This is a genomic window from Pseudomonas sp. LRF_L74, from assembly GCF_965644255.1.
GTDB lineage: Bacteria > Pseudomonadota > Gammaproteobacteria > Pseudomonadales > Pseudomonadaceae > Aquipseudomonas.
Genome location: NZ_CBFFRH010000003.1, coordinates 592,806 through 614,860 on the forward strand (window position 1 = coordinate 592,806; position 22,055 = coordinate 614,860).

Genomic DNA, 22,055 nt, shown 5'->3' on the forward strand with positions numbered 1-22,055 from the left:
CGACCGACCTGACGGCTACAGTAACGCCTTTGCCGCCAAGAGCCCTGCGCATGAAGATCCTGCGACCCACCCTGCTCGCCCTTGCCTGTGTCATGGCCTTGCCGACCTCGGCCGATGACCTGCCGTCACTGGGCGATGCCAGTTCGTCGATCGTATCTCCCGAGCAAGAGCATCAATTGGGCAGCGCCTGGCTGAGCCTGCTGCGTGGCCAGGTCCAGCAACTGCCTGACCCGCTGCTCAAGGACTTCGTCGAAAACAGCGTCTACAAACTGGCCGAAACCAGCGACCTGAAGGACCGCCGGCTGACCTTCATCCTGATCAAGGACTCGCAGATCAACGCCTTTGCCGCCCCTGGCGGCATCATCGGGGTCAACGGCGGCCTGTTCCTCTATGCCCAGACCGAAGGCGAGTACGCCGCAGTCCTCGCCCACGAACTCGGTCACCTGATCCAGCGCCACTTCGCCCGCGGCATCGAAGAACAGCAGCGCATGCAGATTCCGGTGATGGCCGCGATGCTCGCCGGTATCGTCGCCGCCGCGGCAGGCGCAGGCGATGCGGGAATGGCCGCGATCATGGGCACCCAGGCCGCGGCCATCCAGAATCAATTGCGTTTTTCCCGGCAGAACGAGCAGGAAGCCGACCGCGTTGGGGTCACCAACATGGTTCGCGCCGGCTACGACCCACGCTCGATGCCGAACATGTTCGAGCGCCTGAATCGCCAGTACCGCTATGAAAGCAGGCCGCCGGAGTTCCTTCTCACTCACCCCGTCACCGAGTCACGCATCGCCGACACCCGCAACCGGGCCGAGCGCTATCAGCCCGGCGGTATCGAAGACAGCCTCGCCTATCAACTGGTGCGGGCCCGCGTACAGTTGGCCTTCGAAGAGACGCCCGGTATTGCCGGCAAGCGCTTCCGCGCCATGCTCGATGACAACCCCAAGCTGGAAGCCGCACGCTATGGATTGGCCCTGGCGCAGACCAAGGCCGGCCAGCTCAACGAAGCCCGAGCCCAACTACAACAGTTGCTGCAGAAGTCGCCAGACGATCTTTTCTATAACCTGGCGATGGTCGATGTGGACATCACCAACAACCGCATCGCCGACGCCCGTACACGGATCGAGCGCCTGCGCACGCTCTACCCCGACAGCTACCCCGTGGAACAGACACGTGTCGACCTGATGCTCAAGCAGAACCAGTCGAAGGACGCTGAGCAAGCCCTGAACGAACTGGTCAAACAACGCCCCCGCGACCCGGACATCTGGTACCAGGTCGCCGAAGTCCGGGGCCTGGCCGGCAACATCATCGGTCTGCACCAGGCGCGTGCCGAATACTTCGCCCTGGTCGGCGACTATGACCAGGCGATATCCCAACTCGGCCTGGCCAAGCATCGTGCCAGCAGCAACTTCCCGCTGGCCTCGCGGATCGACGCGCGCCAGCAGGAACTGCGTAACGAGAAGAAGGAAGTGGAAAAGATGATGAAATGACCTGAAGGGTCATTTCATCAGGCGTTACCCGCCAGCTTCAGCCGCGCGGCCTGGGTGAAATCCAGCATGCGCTTGAGCGGCCTGATCGCCCGTGGGATCAATGCCGGTTCGACGAAGATTTCATTGCTTCCCTCGCGCAGGCACTGCAAGGTGCGCTGCAAGGTGTTCATCGCCATCCACGGACAATGCGCGCAACTACGACAAGCCGCGCCGTTACCGGCAGTCGGCGCTTCGACGAAGATCTTGTCCGGGCACAACTGCTGCATCTTGTAGAAGATGCCGCGGTCGGTGGCCACGATGAAGGTGCTGTTGGGCAGGGTCTGCGCCGCCTTGATCAACTGGCTGGTGGAGCCGATGGCGTCGGCCAGTTCGATCACCGACTCCGGCGACTCCGGGTGCACCAGCACCGCCGCCTCCGGATACAGCGCCTTCATGTCCTGCAACTGCTTGGCCTTGAACTCCTCGTGAACGATGCAGGCGCCGTCCCAGAGCAGCATGTCGGCACCGGTCTGGCGCTGGATATAGCGCCCCAGGTGCTGGTCAGGCCCCCAGATGATCTTCTCGCCGTTGTCCATCAGGCTTTCGACGATCTCCAGCGCGCAGCTTGACGTCACCACCCAGTCGGCCCGTGCCTTGACCGCCGCCGAGGTGTTGGCGTAGACCACCACCGTGCGATCGGGATGCTGGTCGCAGAAGGCCGAGAACTCTTCCAGCGGGCAACCGAGGTCCAGCGAGCAGGTCGCTTCCAGGGTCGGCATCAGCACGCGTTTTTCCGGGTTGAGGATCTTCGCCGTCTCGCCCATGAACTTCACCCCGGCCACCAACACGGTCTGCGCCGAATGCTGGTTACCGAAGCGGGCCATCTCCAAGGAGTCGGATACGCAGCCACCGGTCTCCTCGGCCAGGGCCTGGATCACCGGCTCACAGTAATAATGCGCAACCAGCACTGCGTCCTGGCGTATCAGCTCGGCGGCGATTTCACTGCGGTAGAAGGCCTCTTCCTCGGCACTCAGCGCAACAGGCTGCTTGGCATCGAGGTGCGCCTGTACCAGCAGGCGTTCGGAAATCTGCGTCATCTCATCAGGCTCTGAATATGCTTTCAGTGGCGGCGATTATACCCACCCTGCCCGCCGCTGGCGTGCCTAGTTGCAGCCGCTGATGCGGTTGCAGGAAATCCGTCGCGCATCGCCGCTGGAGGTCGAGAAATTGCTGACCATGTTCCAGCCGATTCGCTTGCTGGAACCGAACCAGACCTGGCCGTCGCCGCTGACCCCGGAAAAAATGCTGAAACGCCCGTACTGGCTGCTGGTCTGCGCCCAATAGGTCGCCAGGCCGGCATCATAGCCACGGGCATAGGTATCCGTCCCGGACTTGCTGATGGCATAGAAACCCGCGGTGCCCGACTGGCGGCAGAACAGGATCGCGGCGCTCAACTCACAGCGAACCGCCGGCCCCAGTGGAAAGGATTTGGGTAACTCGGCCAATGCCTGCCCGACCGGCGACAGGCCAACGCATAGCCCCAGCAGCATCCTCGCTCGCACTACTCACCTCATGAATCGCTCAATGAAAGGTTGAAAATAATTCTCATCCGCCCGATCATAATGTTACTTCATAACATTACAGGCTTTACGTCATGAAACCCGGCATCCATCCCGAATACCGCACCGTCCTGTTCCACGATACCTCGGCCAATGTCTTCTTCCTGATTGGCTCAACCGCAGAGACCAATAGAACGCACGAACACACCGACGGCAACACCTATCCGTACATCGCCCTCGATGTCTCCAGCGCTTCGCACCCGATCTACACCGGCCAGCAACGCCAGACCAAGGCAGAAGGCCGCATCGCCGGCTTCCAGAAGCGTTTTGCCGGTTTCACCACCAAGTCCTGACGCCCCCGGCAGCTCAGCGCAAGGGTGAGCTGCCTCCCTCGATGCAATAAATTCCTCTCTTCGGGAACGCTTGCGCGCAATCGGCCTCATAACCGAAGGCCTCGCGGTCAATCCACCAGAGTGCGAACGAACGCGTGGTAACGCGTGCCGCAACACCGTACCCTTCCGAATTCGACCGCAGGGACGCGATTTCAACGGCATGCGCACATGGCTGCCACATACCTACAACAGATCGAGTCGGATGCCTGCCAATAAAACCGAAGAGCGCGTGATCGTTGCCGATGACCATCCTGTATTCCGGGATGGGCTGGCCAGGATCGTGCAACGCGTAATGCCCTGCGCAACCATCCTGGAGGCCGGGGACATGAACGAAGTCCTGCGCCTGGCCCGGGAGGACGAAGCCCCCAGCCTGCTGATTCTCGACCTGGTATTTCCCGGGCAGTCGCCCGAGGCGATCAGCGCCTTGCGCCAGGAGTTCAAGCGCAGTTCGATCATCATCGTGTCCATGGTCGACAACCGCAGCCTGATCGACGAAGTCATGGCGGCCGGTGCCGACGGCTTCATCGGCAAGTCGGTGCCGCCCGACGCGGTAGGCGAAGCGATCATGGCTATCCGCGAGGGCGAGTTCGTCGTCACCCTAGGTCCATCCACCTTGAGCGGCAGTGAAGAGTACAACGCCCTGGAGCAGCTCACGCCGCGTCAGCAGGATGTCCTGAAACTGATAGCCCGTGGCCTGTCGAACAAGGAGATCGCCCGAGAACTGGACATCTCGCCCTTCACTGTGCGCATCCATGTGTCCTCGCTCCTGCGCGTCCTGAATGTCGGCACCCGCGCCGCGGCAGCGGCCATCGCGGCCAAGGCCGGGATATAAGCGACTTCGAGCCGCAAGCGAACTGGCGCCGCCCATCTGGATCGCAGGCCTGATCAGCGCCCTGGCAGCAACCCAGCCTTCAGCGCAACCAGGGTCGAGCGCAGCTCGGCGGGGTGCAGCGGCTTGGACAATACCGGGATGTCGGGGTCGTCCACGGCCTCCTGGACTCTTTTCACTTCGTGGCCGGTCACGACGATCGCCGGGATCCGCTGGCCACTGAGTTCACGCAGATACTGGATGCAGTCGGCACCGGACGCTTCACGGCCAAGGTCGAAGTCGGTGATGACCAGATCGAAATCACCACCATCCCCCTGGGGAATCGACAGGCTGGTCTGCACGAGGCATCCCCACTTGCGCAGCAAGGTCGCGGTGGCGAGCAATACACTGCGATCATCCTCGATCAGGCAGACTCGCAGGCCATCGAGCATTCTTGGCGAACCCGAGGCCTGGCGTGACGATACGCTGCGCTCCTCGGCAGTTGGCCGGACGGGCAGCAACCCCTCGATGGCGACCGTGGTGCCCTTGCCGACCTGCGAGCGCATGCGCACTTCCAGCCCCATCAGCCGCGCAAGGCGCCGCACGATGGCCAGGCCGAGGCCGACACCTTCGATATCGTTGTCACGCACCTGGCGAACCCGATAGAACTCGTCGAAGACATTGGCGATGTGCTGAGGCTCGATCCCCCTTCCCCTGTCATAGACCTCGATGGCGAACGTGCCAGCCCGCCGCCGGCAACCGATCAGCACGGGACGGCCCGACGCATATTTCAAGGCGTTGGAAAGCAGGTTCTGCACCATCGTGGTGAGCAGGCCGGGATCGACCAGAACGTGCTGACGCGGAGCGCGCACACGGATACTGACGCCGGCCCAGCGAGCGGCCTCGCTGTTCTGCTGCGCCACACTGGTCAAAAGCTCGCTCAGACAAACGACCTCGGCGCGCGGCGTCACTCGTCCGCCGTCAAGGGTGTACATGTCGAGAATCGAGCGAAACAACTGAGCCACGCTGTGCAGGGACTTGTCGATGCTGTCGACCATCTGCCGCTGCGCCGGCGCCAGGTCGGCATCGCGCAGACAGGCCGTGAACAGGCCGATGGAATGGATGGGTTGACGCAGGTCATGGCTGGCCTGGGCGAGAAACTGCGACTTGGCCTGGTTCGCCGCGCGCTCGGCCTCATTGGCCCGACGGCTCTGCGCCAACAGGCTGTTCACATAGGCTGGCACCACCAGTGTGGTGATCAGCAAAGTCGCCAGCAGGTAGGGCTCTTCATGCAGATAAGGAGAGAACTGATACAGGATCAGCAGACTGAGCAGTGCCATCGCCGTGGCGATGGCCAGGTAGAACGAGCCATAGCGCACGCCGTTACCGACGGTTACCCAAAGCACCGCGCCATAGACCGGCAACATCGCCTCGCCACCCAGATACATGGAGAGGGTGATGGAGAAATAGTCGAGCAGCATGGCGAACAGCCGTCGGGCCGGCTTCACGCCCGGCCGCTGAATCACATCGCCCAGCAACAACAGGGATACGATCATGAACACCGGGATGAAGTAGAGAATCAACCGGGTGGTTTCTTCGGTCGCGTTGGCACTGAAAAACACCGCCAGCACGTAAATCATCGCCGTACCGGATACCAGCAGGCGTACCCAGGCCTGCCCGCGCTCGGGGTCGTACACCTTCTCAGTATCGACGGTCATTGCGCTCTCCTGCGCGACTCCAAGCTGCGCACCATACGCCAGCGGCGATGTATCAGAAAAGCTACAGATTTCACAGCCTGGCAAATGAGCTAGTACAGCAGGCCTATTCTGCCCTTCCTTGCAGCTTCCTAGACTTTGACGTCCCCGCCCACGCCCCTTATCCGAAGGAAGACATCATGAAAGCAAAAGGGATTCTCCCGCTGATCGCCCTGCCCTCACTTATCGCACTCAGCGGTTGTGTCGCCCCCAACGGCCAGCAGCAATACAACGCCAATCAGTTGGCAGGTGCCGGCGGTGGCCCATGCACGCCGAATGCAACCGCCGACCTGATCTCTACCGGGCGCAGCCTGCTGGAGATCACCAACAACGTGCTGGCCACCCAGCAGAACCTCAGCGGCAACAGCTCCCGCACCTACGCCCAGGCGGTCAAGAGCGCGGAGAACGCGCAGAGGGTCAATCAGGGCAAGGAAGTGCTGAATAACGTCGAAGCCCTGACTGGCGGGCCGGCAACGCCATGCGGTTGAGCACTGCGGACAGAAACGAAGAAGGCCTGGCAATCTCTCGATTGCCAGGCCTTTTCTGCTTCCTGGGAAGCTTGAATGGTGGGTCGTGTAGGATTCGAACCTACGACCAATTGGTTAAAAGCCAACTGCTCTACCAACTGAGCTAACGACCCGATGCGGAGCGCATGATACTGATTTAACTCAGGAAATCAACACTCTTCGGAAAAAATTTCACTGATAGCGAGTCGGATCGGCAACCCGGGCCGCCGCAAAACCCGCCGAACGCAGGCGGCAACTGTCGCAACGCCCACAGGCACGACCATCGTCATCAGCCTGGTAGCAGGAAACCGTCAGGCCATAGTCCACGGCGTGACGCAGCCCTTCCAGAACGATCTGCGCCTTGCTCATGTTCTGCAACGGCGCCCGGATACGAAAGCCCCGGCCTTCCACACCCTCACGGGTTGCCAGATTGGCGAGACGTTCGAAAGCCTCGATGAATTCAGGACGGCAATCGGGATAACCGGAGTAATCCACCGCATTGACACCGATGAAAATGTCACGGGCACCGAGCACCTCCGCCCACCCCAGGGCCAAGGACAGAAAGGTGGTATTGCGCGCCGGCACGTAGGTCACCGGGATACCTTCGCCAGGCGTCTCGGGCACCTCGATGGCGCTATCGGTCAGAGCCGAGCCGCCAATTCCATTCAGGTTCAGGCCGATGACCTTGTGCTCGACCACACCCAACTGCGCCGCAACACGCTCGGCCGCCTGCAATTCGGCACGATGACGCTGACCATAGTCGAAACTCATGCTGTAACAGGCGAAACCCTCGGCTTTCGCCTGGGCCAGGATGGTGGCCGAATCGAGGCCTCCAGAAAGAAGGATTACCGCTTTCTTGCTCATCAGTGCCCCGGCTCGTCGTTCCAGACAATCTTGTGAAGTTGCAGTTGCATGCGCACCGGCAGGTTGTCGGCCACGATCCAGTCCGCCAACTGGCGTGAACTGACCTGCTGGTGCGCAGGGGAAAACAGAACCTCGTCGACTCGATCCGACAAGCCATATTCGATCAGCTTGGAGACCGCCCAGTCGTAGTCTTCCCGCGAGCAGATAACGAACTTGACCTGATCGTTGCGGGTCAGTTGCGCCATGTTGTCATAGCGATTGCGTGCGACCTCGGCCGAACCGGGTGTCTTCAGGTCAACCACGCGGCTGACACGAATATCGGTCTTGGATATATCGAGGGCACCACTGGTCTCCAGTGAAACCTCATAACCGGCATCGCACAACCTGCGCAGCAGCGGCAGGCAATTGGGCTGTGCCAGCGGCTCACCGCCAGTGACGCAGACATAGCGAGGCTTGTAGGCGGCGATACGCTCGACAATGGAGTCCAGGGTCATGATCTGGCCGCCACTGAATGCGTAAGCGGTGTCGCAGTACTGGCAGCGCAGCGGGCAGCCGGTCAGGCGAACGAATACCGTGGGCAGACCACTGGTACGCGTTTCGCCCTGCAACGAGTAGAAAATCTCGGTAATGCGCAGGGTATCTTGCATGTGGGCACCGGGCGTGACAGCTAGACAGGCCATCCGCCTCCGTTGCGGGAAAAGGGCGAAAATTTTAAACGAAAAACCCGCGCAAGGCGCGGGTTTGATTTATCGCTTCGACTTGAGCCTGTGGCTTGAGGCTACTTATTGCATGCGTTGCAGATCGCGCTGGGCCAGTTGCGCGGCCGAAGAGCCGGGGAACTGTGCGATCAACTGACGCAGGATGCCCTTGGCCTTGTCGGTATTCCCCAGGCGCTTTTCCACATCGGCCAGCTTGAACAGCGAATCAGGCACCTTGGGATGGGTCGGGTAGCTGGCACTGACGGTGGCAAAGGCCTTGCCGGCGGCCTGCAGATCGCCCTTGGTCAGGTTGACCTCACCCAGCCAGTATTGAGCGTTGCCCGCATATTGGCTCTTGGGGTACTTGCGCAGGAAGGCGGTGAATGCCTGGCTGGCCTTGTCGAAATCCTTGGCCTTGATCTGGTCGAAGGCTGCGTCGTAATAGAGCTTTTCCTTCGCCGGATCGGCAGGTTCGTTGCTTGCCGCAAGCGGAACCTGATCGGTCGGCGCAACGGGAGCTCCACCGGCATTGATTGCGCCGTCGGAGGGTGAAGAATTCTGGGCAGGAGCACCGGCACCGGCTTGCAGACGGCTGTCGATATCCTGGTAACGGGCCTGGCTTTCCTGTTCGAGCCGCTGAATCTTGTTCTGCTGCTCTTCGACCATGCCACGCAGTTGGGCGATTTCATCCTGCATCTGCTGCAGTTGCATGAACAGTTCGCCCTGGGCGGAAGTCGGGGTCGAAACCCCGCCTCCAGCATACGCGCCGTTCGTGCCGTAACCCGCTGGCGGATAGCTGCTACCGCTATTGCTGCTGCCGTAGCCGTAACCACCGCTACCATCCGTTACCGGAACCTCGGCCACTGCCGCGAGCGGCAGGGCGAGGGCCAACGAAGTCACTACACGAAGGCACTTATGCATATCGAATTACTTACGCAGTTCGACGCGACGGTTCTGAGCCCAGGACTGCTCGTCGTTGCCAGTGGCAACCGGACGCTCTTCGCCGTAGGAAACCAGTTCCAGTTGAGCCGGGGAAACGCCCTGCAGAACCAGGTAGCGCTGAACGGCCTTGGCGCGACGCTCGCCCAGAGCCATGTTGTACTCACGGGTACCACGCTCGTCGGTGTGGCCTTCCAGAACGACGCGAGCGCCGTTGCCTTTCAGGTCCTTGGCGTGTACGTCCAGAGCGCGCATGGCTTCCGGCTTCAGGTCGGAGCTGTCGTACTCGAAGTAGAAGGTGGTGATGGCGCGCAGAGCGGCTTCTTCGCTCAGGGAGCTATCAACTGCACCGCCAGTGTTGCCCGCATTGTAGCCAGCGTTCGGGTCTACCGCGCCTTCGCCAGAGTTGTCGCCGCCTTTGGACGAGCAACCAACAGCAACGGCCAGAGCCAGACTCAGAGCGGCAAATTTGCCGAATTTCAGCATTTCCATGGTGTAACTCCTAATGAACCCCAGGTGTGTTTTTTGTAGCAAACGTGTTCGTTGTACCGCGCGTCAGTTCAGGTAAGGGGACCACGAAGGCTCTCGGACATCGCCTTGAGCGGTAGGAATCGGGAGCCTAACGCGCCCATTGGTGGACACGAGCATCAAGACTCCCCGGCCCTGCTGGCGGGTGGCGTAGATTAGCATGGTGCCATTGGGTGCGACAGTAGGCGAATCATCCAGACTGGTCTCGGAAAGGATGCGCGGCGCCGAGCCTGCGCGGCTCAGATCCTGCGCGGCGACCTTGAAGTTGGTGAAGCCGTCCTGACGGTGAATCATGACCAGCATTTTTTCGTCCGAAGAGAGCTTCGGGTTGGCATTGTAGTTACCGACGAAGGTAACGCGCTCCACTGCGCCACTGGCGATGTTCTGCCTGTAGACCTGCGGCTTGCCGGCACGGTCGGAGGTGAAGTAGATGGTCTGGCCATCCTTGCCCCAGAAGGGTTCGGTATCGATCGCGTAATGGTTGGTCACGCGACGGATATTACGGCTGCCCAGGTCCATCACATAGATTTCCGGGTTGCCATCCTTCGACAACACGAAGGCCAGGCGATTGCCATCCGGCGAGAACGCCGGCGCACCGTTGAGGCCTTCGAAGTTGGTCAACTGTTCGCGGCGCCCCGTGTCGATGTGCTGCATGAAGATGCGCGGGCGACGCTGCTCGAACGACACGTAGGCGATACGACGGCCATCCGGCGCATAGCGCGGCGACAGGATCGGCTCGCGCGACTGCAGCAGGGTCACCGCACGCGCACCGTCGTAATCGGAGCGCTGCAGGGTGTAGCGGGTGTTGCTGGCGGAGAAGCGCTCAGCCGTCACGTAGAGCATCTTGGTGGAGAACGCGCCCTTGATGCCGGTCAGTTTCTCGAAGGCCTGGTCAGCCACGAAGTGCGCCATGTCACGCAGTTGATCCGGCGTACCGCCCACGGTGCCGGCAACGACCTGCTGCTGGGTCGCGACGTTGAACAGTGCGTACTGGATCTGCAGGCGCCCGCCCTGCGGCACGATGCTGCCGACCATGATGTACTGGGCGCCGAGGGCCTGCCAGTCACGGTAGATGATCTCGCTGCCCTGGGTCGGCAGGCTGATCATGTTCTGCCGTGGGATCGGCTCGTACATGCCCGAGTTGCGCAGGTCGTTGCCGACGATGGTGGCCATGTCTTCCGGCAACACGGTGCCCCCCTGCCAGCCGAACGGTACCACGGCGATCGGGATGGCCTTGCTACTTCCCGAGCTCACCAGAATGTTCTTGTCATCTGCCACGGCCAGGCCGGCCACGCAGCAGAGAGCGATAAGCATCCCTCGAAGAATTTTGATCACAGCTCCAGATCCTCTGGTGTAAATGTCATCTTGAACGAGCGGTAAGGGTTGAAGTCAGCCGCGCTCAACCCTGCCAGCTCGGTAATCTGTCCCACGTTGCGCACAGCGCTGACCGCCGACTGATCGAAGGCCGAGTCGCCGCTCGAGCTCACGACCTTGACCCCGGAGATACTGCCATTGGGCAGCATGCTGATCTGCAAGGTGACCGTCATGCCGTTACGTGCCGACGGCGGTCGGTTCCAGTTTTCCGAAACCAGCTTGCGGATCAAATCGTCATAGTCACCGGCCACCTGGTCGCCCTGGGTGTCGGCCAGCGCCTGCTGGCGCTCGGTCTTGTCCGAAAGCAGCTCGGCCAGTGCCTGCGCCTTCTTATCTTCCGCCGCCTTGCGTGCTGCCTCCTGGGCCTTTTTCTTGGCCGCGTCGGCCGCCGCTTTTTTCTTCGCGTCCTCGGCGGCTTTCTTCTTCGCTGCTTCGGCCGCTTTCTGTTTCGCTTCCTCGGCAGCCTTTTTCTTGGCCTCCTCGGCGGCTTTCTGTTTCTCTTCTTCAGCCTTTTTCTTGGCGATGTCGGCCTGCTTCTTCTCTTCAGCCTTCTTCGCCGTTTCCTCGGCCTTCTTGGCCTCTTCGGCTTTCTTCGCGTCGTCAGCGGCCTTGGCTTCCGCCGCCTTCTTCACTTCTGCCTCTTTGGCTGCCTCGGCTTTCTTTTGTTCCGCCGCTTCCTGCTTCTTCTGCTCTTCCTTCTTGGCCTCGAGCTGCTCGACCTCGTATTGCTTGGCGGCAGTCTTCTTCGCCTCGCCAGCGATCTTCTGGTTGGTCTGGGTCGTAGCCTGACTCTGCGATTTCAGTTGATAGAGCGTAGCCTGAACGATTGGTTTCGCGGGCGGCAGTTCCGGCGCGAAATGAAAACTGACGAACAGGAAAGCGAACAGCACCACGTGCAGGGCAACCGCCCAGACGCTTGGCCAGAAATAGCTTTCGGATGTCGAGCGGGAGCCCTCTTGCATCAGGGCGCCTCGGTGATCAGGCCGACGTTGCCGACACCGGCCTTCTGCAGGCCGCCCATCACCGCCATGACCGCACCGTAGTCAACAGACTTGTCGCCACGCACGAACACCTGGACCTTGCGGCCCTGGCGGCCGTTCTCGGCCATGATGCCACTGGCGGCAGCCACGAGCTGATCCAGGGAAACGGCGGTTTCACTCTTCTTGCTCTGGTCGGTGTCGACCTCCTCGCCCATGTTCCAGAAGTACGACTTGTCGGCCTTGATGGAAATAGTCAGCACGCGCGAGTTGTTGTCCTGCGGCAGCGCCTCGCTGCTAACCTTGGGCAGGTCGACCTTGACCCCCTGGTTGAGCATCGGCGCGGTCACCATGAAGATCACCAGCAGCACGAGCATGACGTCGATGTAAGGCACGACGTTCATCTCGGCGACCGGCTTGCGTCTGTTGCGGATTCTGGCCATGGGCTGAACCTCAGTCCTCGCTGGTGTGCACTTTGCGGTGCAGGATTGCCTGGAATTCGTCAGCGAAGGTGTAGTAGCGGCCGATCAGCATCTCGCCACGCGCAGCGAAGCGGTTATAGGCGATGACCGCCGGAATCGCCGCGAACAGGCCGATGGCGGTGGCGATCAGCGCTTCGGCGATGCCTGGCGCGACGGTGGCCAGGGTAGCCTGCTGCACCTGCCCCAGGCCGCGGAAGGAGTTCATGATCCCCCACACCGTACCGAACAGGCCGACATACGGGCTGGTCGAGCCGACGGTGGCGAGGAACGGCAGGCCGTTCTCCAGTTTTTCCTCTTCGCGGGAAATAGCAACGCGCATGGCCCGGGCCACGCCGTCCATCACCGCGTCCGGATCGACACCCGGCTGCTGGCGCAGACGCGAGAACTCCTTGAAGCCGGCACGGAAGATCTGCTCGACGCCGCAATCCGGATCAGGATTGGCGCCCGCCTGGCGATACAGCTTGGACAGGTCGATGCCTGACCAGAAACGCTCCTCGAACGCTTCGAGGGATTTCTTGGCCGCGCGCAGCATGGTGCTGCGCTGGAAAATCATGATCCACGAGGCGACCGATGCGGCCAAAAGGGCCAGCATTACCAGTTGCACCACGAAACTGGCGTTGCTGATCAAGCTCCACATGGACATATGGTCGGTGGCGTTGGCTGCTTCCACGCTTACTCTCCTGCAGGGGATAAGCCCGCGTCGGCGAAGGCTGAACGCAGCGCTTCGGGAATGGCACGGGGTCTAAAACTGTCGGCGCGCACACAGGCCACCATGAATTGCCCTTCACAGAGCAGCTTTTCATCCGCAACGCGCCTGACCTGTTGACGAAAACGCAGGCTGGCACGGTTCAACTCGATAACGTCGGCGGTAATGAGCAATTCATCATCCAGCCGGGCCGGGGCGTGATAACGCGCCTCGGCGGAATGCACCACGAACAGCAGCCCGTCGGCCGCCAGTTCGAACTGGGAATAACCCAACTCACGCAGACGCTCGGTACGAGCCCGCTCCATGAACTTTAGGTAGTTGACGTAGTAGACGACGCCCCCCGCATCGGTGTCTTCGTAGTAAACCCGACACCTGAGGGCAAACGACCGAGCCTCGATTCGCGCGCGCATACTCTAGTCCCTAGCCCTCCGGTTGCCAATTGGCCAATTCGCTGTTTTTCAACTAATCGTCTCCTGCGGCGAAAAGATCGATGGTTGGCGCATCGAGCATGCGCTTGGGCAGGTTCAGGCCGAAGTGCAAGTAGGCATGGCGAGTCACCACCCGCCCGCGTGGCGTACGCATGATGTAGCCCTGCTGGATCAGGTACGGCTCGAGTACGTCCTCGATGGTATGGCGCTCTTCACTGATCGCCGCGGCCAGGTTGTCGATCCCCACCGGGCCACCGTCGAACTTGTCGATCATGGTCAACAGCAGGCGACGGTCCTGGTGGTCGAAACCATGCTCGTCGACATCCAGCAGATTGAGCGCCTGATCGGCGATCTGGCGGGTGATCTCGCCATTGCCACGCACTTCGGCGAAATCACGCACACGGCGCAGCAGGCGGTTGGCGATACGCGGCGTGCCACGGGCACGGCGGGCGATCTCATAGGCCCCCGAAGCCTCGATGGGCAGACCGAGTATCCCCGCGGAACGGGCAACGATGGTCGACAGATCATCGACGCCGTAGAACTCCAGGCGCTGGACGATCCCGAAGCGGTCGCGCAGCGGGTTGGTCAGCATGCCGGCGCGGGTAGTGGCACCGACCAGGGTGAACGGCGGCAGGTCGAGCTTGATCGAGCGAGCGGCCGGCCCCTCGCCGATCATGATGTCGAGCTGGAAGTCCTCCATCGCCGGGTACAGCACTTCTTCGACGATGGGCGAAAGACGGTGAATCTCGTCGACGAACAGCACATCGCCGGATTCGAGGTTGGTCAACAGCGCAGCCAGATCGCCGGGTCGCTCCAGGACGGGGCCGGAGGTACTCTTGATCGATACGCCCATTTCCTGGGCGATGATGTTGGCCAGGGTGGTCTTGCCCAGGCCGGGCGGACCGAAGATCAAGGTATGGTCGAGGGCTTCCTGGCGATTCCTCGCGGCGCGGATGAACAGGTCCATCTGCTCGCGCACGGTGGGTTGCCCGATATAATCGGCCAGGCGCAACGGCCGGATCGCACGATCCAACTGCTCGTCGCGCTCCTTGGCACTGGCGGTTACCAGGCGGTCGGCTTCGATCACTTACACCATTCCCTTCAACGCACGGCGGATCAATTCTTCACTGCTCAAACCCTTGTCCTCCACCGCTGCCACGGCTTTGCTGGCTTCCTGGGGCTTGAAGCCCAGGGCAATCAGCGCACTGACCGCGTCATTCTCCGCGCTTGAGACTGCCTGAGCGCTACGGGGTTCAACCACAAGCGTGGCGATGGCCGGCATGTTCTCCCAGGCCTTGAAGCGATCCTTCAGTTCCACCAGCAGGCGCTCGGCGGTTTTCTTGCCGACACCCGGCACCCTGACCAGGGTCGAGGTATCGCCAGCCTGCACGCAACGCACCAACTCGTCCACTTCCAACCCGGACATCAACGCCAGGGCCAGCTTCGGGCCGACGCCATTGAGCCGGATCAGTTCGCGGAACAGCTCGCGTTCACGCTTTTCCGCGAAGCCATAAAGCAGGTGCGCATCCTCGCGCACCACCAGATGGGTGTGCAGGGTTACCGGCTGCCCCACCGCCGGCAGGCGGTACAGGGTAGTCATGGGAACCTCCACCTCATAACCAAGGCCGTTCACATCCAGAATCAGATGCGGAGGCTGCTTTTCTGCCAGGGTACCTTTCAGGCGTCCAATCACGAATCGCTTCCTTTTATTACAGCCGCAGGCGGCCGCCGCGTCGTTTGGCTCCCACCAGGCCATGCGGGATCAGGCTTTGGCGGTGATGAGCGTGGCACAGGGCGATGGCCAGGGCGTCCGAGGCATCGATCTGCGGCTTTTGGATCAGTTTGAGCAAGTGCATGACCATCATCTGCACCTGCTGCTTGTCGGCGCCGCCGGTCCCGGCAATGGCCTGCTTGACCTGGGTGGCAGTGTACTCGGAGATATCCAGCCCCCTCTCCATCCCGGCGACGATGGCAGCACCACGAGCCTGGCCCAGCTTGAGCGCGGAATCGGCGTTACGCGCCATGAACACCTGTTCGATACCCATGGTTACCGGCTCGTAGCTGTCGATCACCTGGCCGACCCCACGAAAAACGGCCTGCAAGCGCTCGGACAACGAGCCGCTGCCGGTACGGATGCAGCCGGAAGCAACATATTCGCAACCACGCCCGGTATCACGTACGACGCCATAACCGGTGATACGCGAGCCAGGGTCGATACCCAGAATCAATGTCATGCGTTCATTTCATGCACAACGGCACGCCCATACTGTCTACATATCCAGTGCGCGAGTATAGGGCTACAGCGAGATGCCGTCACCCGGACATTAAAAAGCCGGAAGGACCAGAGGCACTTCCGGCTATTCAATCGACGCGAGATCAGCCGAGCTGCTCCATGATCTCGTCGGATACTTCGGCGTTGTGGTAGACGTTCTGCACGTCATCCAGGTCTTCCAGCATGTCGATCAGCTTGAATACCTTCTGCGCGGTTTCCAGATCGCTGACCGGCGCGCTGATCGAGGGGATCATGGCGATTTCCGCCTCGTCACCCTTGAAACCCGCCGCCGCCAGCGCTTCGATCACGGCATGGAACTCGGTGAAGCTGGTCGACACCAGGGCGGCGCCCTCTTCACCCATTTCCACGTCGTCGGCGCCGGCCTCCAGGGCCGCTTCCATCAGCGCATCCTCGTCCACGGAGGCAAAGCTGATCTGCCCCTTGCGCTCGAACATATAGGCCACCGAACCGTCGGTACCCAGGTTGCCTCCGCATTTGCTGAAGGCATGGCGCACTTCAGCGGCGGTACGGTTGCGGTTGTCGGTCATCACTTCGATGATGATCGCCACGCCGCTCGGCGCGTAGCCTTCGTAGCTGAATTCGACGACGTTGTCGGCTTCGTTGTTGCCAGCGCCACGGGCTATGGCACGGTCGATCACGTCACGCGACATGTTGTTGGTCAGCGCCTTGTCCACGGCCAGGCGCAGACGCGGGTTGTCCGCTGGAACCGGGCCACCATGCTTGGCGGCAACCGTCAGCTCGCGAATGAGCTTGGTGAAGATCTTGCCGCGCTTGGCGTCCTGGCGCCCCTTGCGGTGCTTGATGTTGGCCCACTTGGAATGACCGGCCATATTCCACTCCACATATTTCAGGTTTCACAATGAACAAGCCCAGGTTTCCCTGGGCTCGCACTACCGCCAGCAGGCCGCTGAAAAACTACCTGCGTTGTCATCGCAGCGTTGAAAACAGGCTCGTGTGCGAGTCCAATCAAAATGCTCATTTACAGCTCGTAGACTCCGCTTTTTCGCCTGTTTTTGCCTTGCGCTGACTACCTCGCTAACGTTTTCCAACAACCTGCTAGACGCTTACTCAGCCTTGGCCTGCTCACGCAGGCGGATGTGCAGCTCACGCAGCGACTTGGCGTCGACCACACCCGGCGCCTGGGTCATGACGCAGGCAGCACTCTGGGTTTTCGGGAAGGCGATGACTTCGCGAATCGAGCTGGCACCGGTCATCAGCATCACCAGGCGGTCGAGGCCAAAGGCCAGGCCGCCGTGGGGCGGCGCGCCGTACTTGAGGGCATCGAGGAGGAAGCCGAACTTCTCTTGTTGCTCGTCTTCGCTGATGCCCAGCACGCGGAACACGGTCTGCTGCATGGCCTTGTCATGGATACGGATCGAACCGCCACCCAGCTCGGTGCCGTTCAGCACCAGGTCATAAGCGCGGGACAACGCGACGGCCGGGTTGGCCTCCAGCTCGGCCGGGGTGCACTTCGGCGAGGTGAACGGGTGGTGCATGGCGGTCAGGCTACCGTCGTCGTTCTCTTCGAACATCGGGAAATCGACGACCCACAGCGGCGCCCACTCGGCGGTCAGCAGGTTCAGGTCATGGCCGAGCTTGATGCGCAGCGCGCCCAGGGCGTCGTTGACCACTTTGGCGCGATCGGCGCCGAAGAACACGATGTCGCCGTCGACCGCGCCGACGCGATCGAGGATGGTGTTGAGGTTCGGCTCGGCGATGTTCTTGACGATCGGCGACTGCAGGCCTTCGACGCCCTTGGCGCGCTCGTTGACCTTGATGTAGGCCAGGCCCTTGGCACCGTAGTTGCCGACGAACTTGGTGTAGTCGTCGATCTGCTTGCGCGGCATGCTCGCCCCGCCCGGAACGCGCAACGCGGCGACACGGCCTTTCGGGTCGTTGGCCGGACCGGAGAAGACCTTGAAGTCGACGTCCTTGAGCTGGTCGGCGACATCGACCAGTTCCATCGGAATGCGCAGGTCAGGCTTGTCCGAACCGAAGCGACGCATGGCCTCGGCAAGGGTCATGTGCGGCAGTTCGCCGAACTCGACGCCCAGCACTTCCTTGAACAGGTTGCGGATCATGGTCTCGGTGAGGTGCATGATCTCGGCTTCGTTCAGGAAGCTGGTCTCGATGTCGATCTGGGTGAATTCCGGCTGGCGGTCGGCACGCAGGTCTTCGTCGCGGAAGCACTTGGCGATCTGGTAGTAGCGGTCGAAGCCAGCCACCATCAGCAGTTGCTTGAACAACTGCGGCGACTGCGGCAGGGCGAAGAAACTGCCCGCATGGGTGCGACTCGGCACCAGGTAGTCACGGGCGCCCTCCGGCGTGGCGCGGGTGAGGATCGGCGTTTCCACGTCGAGGAAGCCGTTGTCGTCCAGGTAGCGACGGATGCTGCTGGTGATGCGCGAACGCAGCTTGAGCTTCTCGGCCATTTCCGGGCGACGCAGGTCGATGAAGCGATAGCGCAGGCGGGTTTCTTCGCCGACGTCGGTGTATTCGTTGAGCGGGAACGGCGGGGTTTCGGCCTCGTTCAGTACTTCCAGCTCGTAGCCCAGCACTTCGATGGCACCGCTGGCCATGTTGGCGTTACGGGCACCTTCGGGACGCAGACGCACCTTGCCGGTGATCTTGACGACGAACTCGCTGCGCACACGATCGGCCTTGGCGAACGTGTCGGCGCGATCCGGATCGAATACCACCTGGGCCAGGCCTTCGCGGTCACGGATATCGAGGAAGATCACACCACCGTGGTCGCGACGGCGATGGACCCAACCGCAAAGGGTGATTTCCTGGCCGTCCAGGCTTTCGTTCAACTGGCCGCAATAGTGGCTGCGCATCATGGTCGTGGTTCGCTTCTCTAGATCGGTCTTGAGTTCGCCGGCCAAGCCGGCGCGCTCGTGAAAAGGGCGAAACTATAGCAGTTGCTTGAATTTTTCTGTAGCAACCGCATGAAAGGCGACATGCATCAACAGTCGAAGGAACCTCGACCGCCATCATTGATTCGAAACATGGCAGCCATTGAAACGAACCGGGATCAAACGACGAAAGGCCGTGCTAGCCTTTACGCCATACCATCGAGACATAATCGGCCCACGAGGAGAACCAAACCATGGAAATCAACATCGGTATCGCTGAACAGGATCGCGCCGCCATTGCCGAAGGCCTGTCCCGCCTGCTGGCCGACACCTATACCCTGTACCTGAAAACCCACAACTTTCACTGGAACGTCACCGGCCCGATGTTCAACACCCTGCACCTGATGTTCGAAGGGCAGTACACCGAACTGGCCCTGGCCGTCGACGCCATCGCCGAGCGCATCCGCGCCCTGGGCTTCCCGGCGCCGGGCACCTATGCCGCCTATGCCCGCCTGTCGTCGATCAAGGAGGAGGAAGGTGTACCGCCAGCCGAAGACATGATCAGGCTTCTGGTCCAGGGCCAGGAAGCCGTGGTGCGCACAGCCCGTGGCATTTTCCCACTGCTGGACAAGGTCAGTGACGAACCGACCGCGGACCTGCTGACCCAGCGCATGCAGGTTCATGAAAAAACCGCCTGGATGCTGCGCAGCCTGCTTGCATCCTGATATCATTCGCGTCCAAGGCCCGGCACCTGCCGGGCCTTTCTAATTTAATCAAGTGCCTGCCCCCTTCTCTCGATAAGTGACGCGCATGAGCCAATCGATTCTCGAACTCTATCCAGAAGAAACCCGAGAAGCCGCCGATCTGCTCAAGCGAGCCGTACCGCACATGGTCCGCAACGACATACCGCCGACCCCTATGCACTACGCGCTGTGGTACACCTACAGCCGAGGCTCCGAGCCCGACCTGAATCGACGCCTGGAAAAGATCGTCAAGGATTTCGACGTATTCCCGCCGGAAGCGGCCGCCCGCCTGTTCCGTGAGTTCGTCATCCGCGGAGAACTGGAAAGCGCACGCAAAGGCCAGCAGCAGGTCATCGACCTGGTCGACGATATTGAAAGTGACGTCACGCAGACGGTCAGCGGCAGCCAGAACTACCAGCAAAGCCTCAATGCCGGGCTCATAGCCCTGCAAGAGACGACGGTCGACGACCTGCCCAGCGTGCTCAATGACCTGCAGCAGAGCACTCAGGAGATGCAGGTCCAGCAAGAGAAGTTCCTGCACAAGCTGCGCGGCGCCCAGTCTGAAATCCAGCATCTGCGCAGCCAGCTCGAACGCGCCCATGCCGCCGCGACCCTGGACAGCCTGACCAACATCTTCAACCGCCATGCCTTCACCCGCCTGCTGGAGCAAGCCCTCGAAGGTGATCGCCAGGGCCTGGCGCTGATCATCCTCGATATCGACCACTTCAAGCAGTTCAATGACCAATACGGCCACCCGCTGGGTGACCGCGTGCTGCAGCACGTCGGCCAGTTATTGCGTGAAATGCTGCCCTCGCGGGGCGTGGCTGCACGCTACGGCGGCGAAGAGTTCTGCGTGATCCTGCGCGACTGCTTCGAACCGTCTGCAGCCCATGCCTTCGCCGAACAGATGCGCCAGAAGATCCAGGCCCTGCGGGTCAAGGTGCGCAGCACCGACAAGCTGCTTGACACCATCACCGCTTCGTTCGGCCTGGCCCTGGCCAGCGCCGATGACACCTTCGACTCCCTTTTGACCCGTGCCGACGATGCGCTGTACCAAGCCAAGCGCAATGGCCGCAACCAGATCCACCCGAGCCTGCCGGAAAAAGCGCTAAGCGCTTGATTTGAGTAGACCTGCGCTTTCCTGTTAAATAGCCCCCCTGCCGTCGGCACTCGCCGCCGGCAAGCGGGCACGTGTGGCTAACAGACCGTTGAAAAACGTAACCGAGGCAGGCAAGACAAGGCAGAAACGGCCGAAAAAGCGCAGTTTAGGTGTTCTAAATGAGCATTTTGACTGGGCTCGCATACGAGGACGTTTTTAACGCAGTATTGCCAACGCAGGTAGTTTTTCAATGGCCTGTTAAAGCCCAATCCGCATCCTGGGCACCTCGCAGCCACATGTCCCGCCTGGTCAGTTTTCAACCGTGAGCCCATTAGAAATGTTAAAGATCGTCCATATATTCACGGGCGTAACCGCCCTGCTCTTGTCATTCATTCCAAGCCTCAACCAGGAAAGCCTTCCCTACCTGCAACAACCCGAAGCGCTTTATCTCGCCTTCCTCGGCTTCATCAACCTGCTGCAAGCTCCCGCGTCCGCCTTGCGCGGAGGCCGCGCACAAGCGCTGGTTTCCGTCCTGCTGGTATTCGCGGTCGCGGTACAGGCTCTGGTTCTGCTCGCCCCATTGGTACAGATCGGCAACCACCCGGCGGTATTGCTGAGCCTGCTACCGCTGGCCCTGGCCAGCGCCCTGCATCTGGCGATCAACCTGCCGCAACGCCTTGCAGCACCACACCAGGCAGCCCCCGCTCCCGTCGCGACCACTGCCAGCATCGAGCAAAGCGGCAGGGAGAGCGGCACCGTGAAGTGGTTCAACACATCCAAGGGTTTCGGCTTCATCTCCCGTGATTCGGGCGACGATATCTTCGTGCACTTCCGGGCCATTCGCGGCGAAGGTCATCGCGTTTTGGTAGAAGGCCAGCGCGTCGAGTTCTCGGTGATCAACCGCGACAAAGGCCTGCAGGCCGAAGATGTGATTGCCGCCCCGCCCGGTCGTTGATCGAGGCAGCGCCCTGCAAGTGGCTTGCAGGGCGACCGCTTCAGTTGCCGAATACCGCCGCGAACCGGCAGAACGACGTCCCCTTAGAGGGACAGACCGTTTCTCCACTTATTGCTGCGGCGTCTCCTGCCCCATGCAACGCACAGCCTGCTTGCGCTGATCGACCAGCACGCCAGTCAAGCCCTTCTGCTCGGTATCGAACAGCACCAGCACGCCATCCACGCATTGAGCGACCTGGCTGGCCGGCTTGAGCGAGACCTTGTAATCCTGCCCCGCAACGGTCTTGAGCATGGTGAACTCAGCCAGCAACAGCGCATCCTCTTCCTTGGCGAAATGCACATAGCCGTAGTACCAGAGCACGCCGACGGTGCCGATGACACTGGCGATGGCGGTCAGGATCAGGGGAATGGGATTGCGTGCTTCATTCATGACGGTTCTCTGCCGGATAAAGGCGGGAAGCCTGGGCCAGCCGATAACGGATGGCAAGCGGCGGGCTGTCGCAGGTCGCGCCACCTTTCGCGCCGACTTGCGATTTGCAACGTGACACTGGCGACGCCCTAGGGTCTGTTGCCGTTTCGTCGCGACCGCGCCGGAGCCAGTTTTTATACGAGGCGAGGCGCGAGATGCGAAGT

26 protein-coding genes, 1 tRNA gene and 1 pseudogene are annotated in these 22,055 nt (G+C 61.3%); 8 read left to right on the plus strand and 20 right to left on the minus strand.

The genetic code is table 11. From position 1 onward, the window contains the following. Positions 1-50 precede the first annotated feature (50 nt). Positions 51-1,484, plus strand: coding sequence for a M48 family metalloprotease (locus ACSZPK_RS11320; protein ID WP_437881539.1), 1,434 nt, complete (start codon positions 51-53; stop codon positions 1,482-1,484). Between the two features lie 17 nt (positions 1,485-1,501). On the opposite strand, the gene nadA is transcribed toward ACSZPK_RS11320, so the two are convergent. Further along, complete coding sequence (gene nadA / locus ACSZPK_RS11325; protein ID WP_437881540.1) at positions 1,502-2,560, minus strand: quinolinate synthase NadA; 1,059 nt, start codon at positions 2,558-2,560, stop codon at positions 1,502-1,504. A gap of 66 nt (positions 2,561-2,626) precedes the next feature. Next, positions 2,627-3,013 carry a hypothetical protein gene (locus ACSZPK_RS11330; RefSeq protein ID WP_437881541.1) on the minus strand — a complete coding sequence of 129 codons (387 nt, stop codon included), beginning with the start codon at positions 3,011-3,013 and terminating at the stop codon, positions 2,627-2,629. A gap of 104 nt (positions 3,014-3,117) precedes the next feature. Between ACSZPK_RS11330 and ACSZPK_RS11335 the strand changes: the two genes are divergently transcribed. Together ACSZPK_RS11335 and ACSZPK_RS11340 are read left to right on the plus strand one after the other, a co-directional pair. Beyond that, entirely contained in the window at positions 3,118-3,375 is a 258-nt protein-coding gene (locus ACSZPK_RS11335) for a type B 50S ribosomal protein L31 (RefSeq protein ID WP_437881542.1), read from the plus strand. 241 nt (positions 3,376-3,616) lie between these two features. Next, a complete protein-coding gene (locus ACSZPK_RS11340) occupies positions 3,617-4,246 on the plus strand; it encodes a LuxR C-terminal-related transcriptional regulator (RefSeq protein ID WP_437881543.1) in 630 nt (209 codons plus the stop codon). Positions 4,247-4,299: 53 nt separating this feature from the next. Here the strand turns inward: ACSZPK_RS11340 and ACSZPK_RS11345 are convergent, their stop codons facing one another. Continuing rightward, complete coding sequence (locus tag ACSZPK_RS11345; RefSeq protein ID WP_437881544.1) at positions 4,300-5,940, minus strand: ATP-binding response regulator; 1,641 nt, start codon at positions 5,938-5,940, stop codon at positions 4,300-4,302. Positions 5,941-6,116: 176 nt separating this feature from the next. On the opposite strand from ACSZPK_RS11345, the gene ACSZPK_RS11350 reads away from it, so the two are divergent. Further along, positions 6,117-6,464 carry a hypothetical protein gene (locus ACSZPK_RS11350; protein ID WP_437881545.1) on the plus strand — a complete coding sequence of 116 codons (348 nt, stop codon included), beginning with the start codon at positions 6,117-6,119 and terminating at the stop codon, positions 6,462-6,464. A 76-nt stretch (positions 6,465-6,540) separates the two neighbouring features. Here ACSZPK_RS11350 and ACSZPK_RS11355 read toward each other — a convergent pair. The 15 genes from ACSZPK_RS11355 to aspS form a co-directional block, all read right to left on the minus strand. Next, a tRNA-Lys gene (locus tag ACSZPK_RS11355) sits at positions 6,541-6,616 on the minus strand. A gap of 58 nt (positions 6,617-6,674) precedes the next feature. Beyond that, positions 6,675-7,346: a 7-cyano-7-deazaguanine synthase QueC gene (gene queC, locus ACSZPK_RS11360; protein WP_437881546.1), complete on the minus strand. Its 672-nt coding sequence runs from the start codon at positions 7,344-7,346 to the stop codon at positions 6,675-6,677. After that, entirely contained in the window at positions 7,346-7,993 is a 648-nt protein-coding gene (gene queE / locus ACSZPK_RS11365; protein ID WP_437881547.1) for a 7-carboxy-7-deazaguanine synthase QueE, read from the minus strand. The genes queC and queE overlap by 1 nt, the downstream gene beginning before the upstream one ends. Before the next feature lie 135 nt (positions 7,994-8,128). After that, on the minus strand, positions 8,129-8,965 hold the full coding sequence (ybgF, locus tag ACSZPK_RS11370; protein ID WP_437881548.1) for a tol-pal system protein YbgF: 837 nt from the start codon (positions 8,963-8,965) through the stop codon (positions 8,129-8,131). A 6-nt stretch (positions 8,966-8,971) separates the two neighbouring features. Next, positions 8,972-9,475, minus strand: coding sequence for a peptidoglycan-associated lipoprotein Pal (gene pal, locus ACSZPK_RS11375; protein ID WP_437881549.1), 504 nt, complete (start codon positions 9,473-9,475; stop codon positions 8,972-8,974). Between the two features lie 63 nt (positions 9,476-9,538). Next, positions 9,539-10,825, minus strand: coding sequence for a Tol-Pal system beta propeller repeat protein TolB (tolB, locus tag ACSZPK_RS11380; protein WP_437881550.1), 1,287 nt, complete (start codon positions 10,823-10,825; stop codon positions 9,539-9,541). A gap of 17 nt (positions 10,826-10,842) precedes the next feature. Then, positions 10,843-11,847 carry a cell envelope integrity protein TolA gene (gene tolA / locus ACSZPK_RS11385; protein ID WP_437881551.1) on the minus strand — a complete coding sequence of 335 codons (1,005 nt, stop codon included), beginning with the start codon at positions 11,845-11,847 and terminating at the stop codon, positions 10,843-10,845. Next, complete coding sequence (gene tolR / locus ACSZPK_RS11390) at positions 11,847-12,305, minus strand: protein TolR (RefSeq protein WP_437881552.1); 459 nt, start codon at positions 12,303-12,305, stop codon at positions 11,847-11,849. The genes tolA and tolR overlap by 1 nt, the downstream gene beginning before the upstream one ends. A gap of 10 nt (positions 12,306-12,315) precedes the next feature. Next, on the minus strand, positions 12,316-12,987 hold the full coding sequence (gene tolQ / locus ACSZPK_RS11395) for a protein TolQ (protein ID WP_437881584.1): 672 nt from the start codon (positions 12,985-12,987) through the stop codon (positions 12,316-12,318). A gap of 29 nt (positions 12,988-13,016) precedes the next feature. Continuing rightward, positions 13,017-13,460: a tol-pal system-associated acyl-CoA thioesterase gene (gene ybgC / locus ACSZPK_RS11400; protein WP_437881553.1), complete on the minus strand. Its 444-nt coding sequence runs from the start codon at positions 13,458-13,460 to the stop codon at positions 13,017-13,019. A 52-nt stretch (positions 13,461-13,512) separates the two neighbouring features. Further along, positions 13,513-14,565, minus strand: coding sequence for a Holliday junction branch migration DNA helicase RuvB (gene ruvB / locus ACSZPK_RS11405; protein ID WP_437881554.1), 1,053 nt, complete (start codon positions 14,563-14,565; stop codon positions 13,513-13,515). After that, the gene (gene ruvA / locus ACSZPK_RS11410; protein WP_437881555.1) at positions 14,566-15,171 is read right to left on the minus strand and encodes a Holliday junction branch migration protein RuvA; all 606 of its coding nucleotides are present in this window, start codon (positions 15,169-15,171) and stop codon (positions 14,566-14,568) included. 16 nt (positions 15,172-15,187) lie between these two features. Beyond that, positions 15,188-15,712, minus strand: a complete 525-nt coding sequence (gene ruvC, locus ACSZPK_RS11415) for a crossover junction endodeoxyribonuclease RuvC (RefSeq protein ID WP_437881556.1) — start codon at positions 15,710-15,712, stop codon at positions 15,188-15,190. Between the two features lie 142 nt (positions 15,713-15,854). Then, the gene (locus tag ACSZPK_RS11420; RefSeq protein ID WP_437881557.1) at positions 15,855-16,601 is read right to left on the minus strand and encodes a YebC/PmpR family DNA-binding transcriptional regulator; all 747 of its coding nucleotides are present in this window, start codon (positions 16,599-16,601) and stop codon (positions 15,855-15,857) included. Between the two features lie 234 nt (positions 16,602-16,835). Further along, the gene (aspS, locus tag ACSZPK_RS11425; RefSeq protein WP_437881558.1) at positions 16,836-18,611 is read right to left on the minus strand and encodes an aspartate--tRNA ligase; all 1,776 of its coding nucleotides are present in this window, start codon (positions 18,609-18,611) and stop codon (positions 16,836-16,838) included. Between the two features lie 269 nt (positions 18,612-18,880). Between aspS and ACSZPK_RS11430 the strand changes: the two genes are divergently transcribed. The 4 genes and pseudogenes from ACSZPK_RS11430 to ACSZPK_RS11445 all read left to right on the plus strand — a co-directional run bounded on the left by ACSZPK_RS11430 (position 18,881) and on the right by ACSZPK_RS11445 (position 21,423). After that, positions 18,881-19,351, plus strand: a complete 471-nt coding sequence (locus ACSZPK_RS11430) for a Dps family protein (RefSeq protein ID WP_437881559.1) — start codon at positions 18,881-18,883, stop codon at positions 19,349-19,351. Between the two features lie 85 nt (positions 19,352-19,436). Then, on the plus strand, positions 19,437-20,489 hold the full coding sequence (locus ACSZPK_RS11435) for a GGDEF domain-containing protein (RefSeq protein ID WP_437881560.1): 1,053 nt from the start codon (positions 19,437-19,439) through the stop codon (positions 20,487-20,489). A 316-nt stretch (positions 20,490-20,805) separates the two neighbouring features. Further along, positions 20,806-21,117 (plus strand): annotated as a pseudogene (locus tag ACSZPK_RS11440) (cold shock domain-containing protein membrane protein); the annotation flags it as partial. A gap of 78 nt (positions 21,118-21,195) precedes the next feature. After that, positions 21,196-21,423 carry a cold-shock protein gene (locus ACSZPK_RS11445; RefSeq protein WP_437881585.1) on the plus strand — a complete coding sequence of 76 codons (228 nt, stop codon included), beginning with the start codon at positions 21,196-21,198 and terminating at the stop codon, positions 21,421-21,423. Positions 21,424-21,531: 108 nt separating this feature from the next. On the opposite strand, the gene ACSZPK_RS11450 is transcribed toward ACSZPK_RS11445, so the two are convergent. Both ACSZPK_RS11450 and ACSZPK_RS11455 read right to left on the minus strand, forming a co-directional pair. Next, positions 21,532-21,852 carry a hypothetical protein gene (locus ACSZPK_RS11450; protein ID WP_437881561.1) on the minus strand — a complete coding sequence of 107 codons (321 nt, stop codon included), beginning with the start codon at positions 21,850-21,852 and terminating at the stop codon, positions 21,532-21,534. Next, on the minus strand, positions 21,845-22,055 hold a 211-nt coding region (locus ACSZPK_RS11455), incomplete at its 5' end, for a hypothetical protein (protein ID WP_437881562.1). The genes ACSZPK_RS11450 and ACSZPK_RS11455, both read right to left, overlap by 8 nt.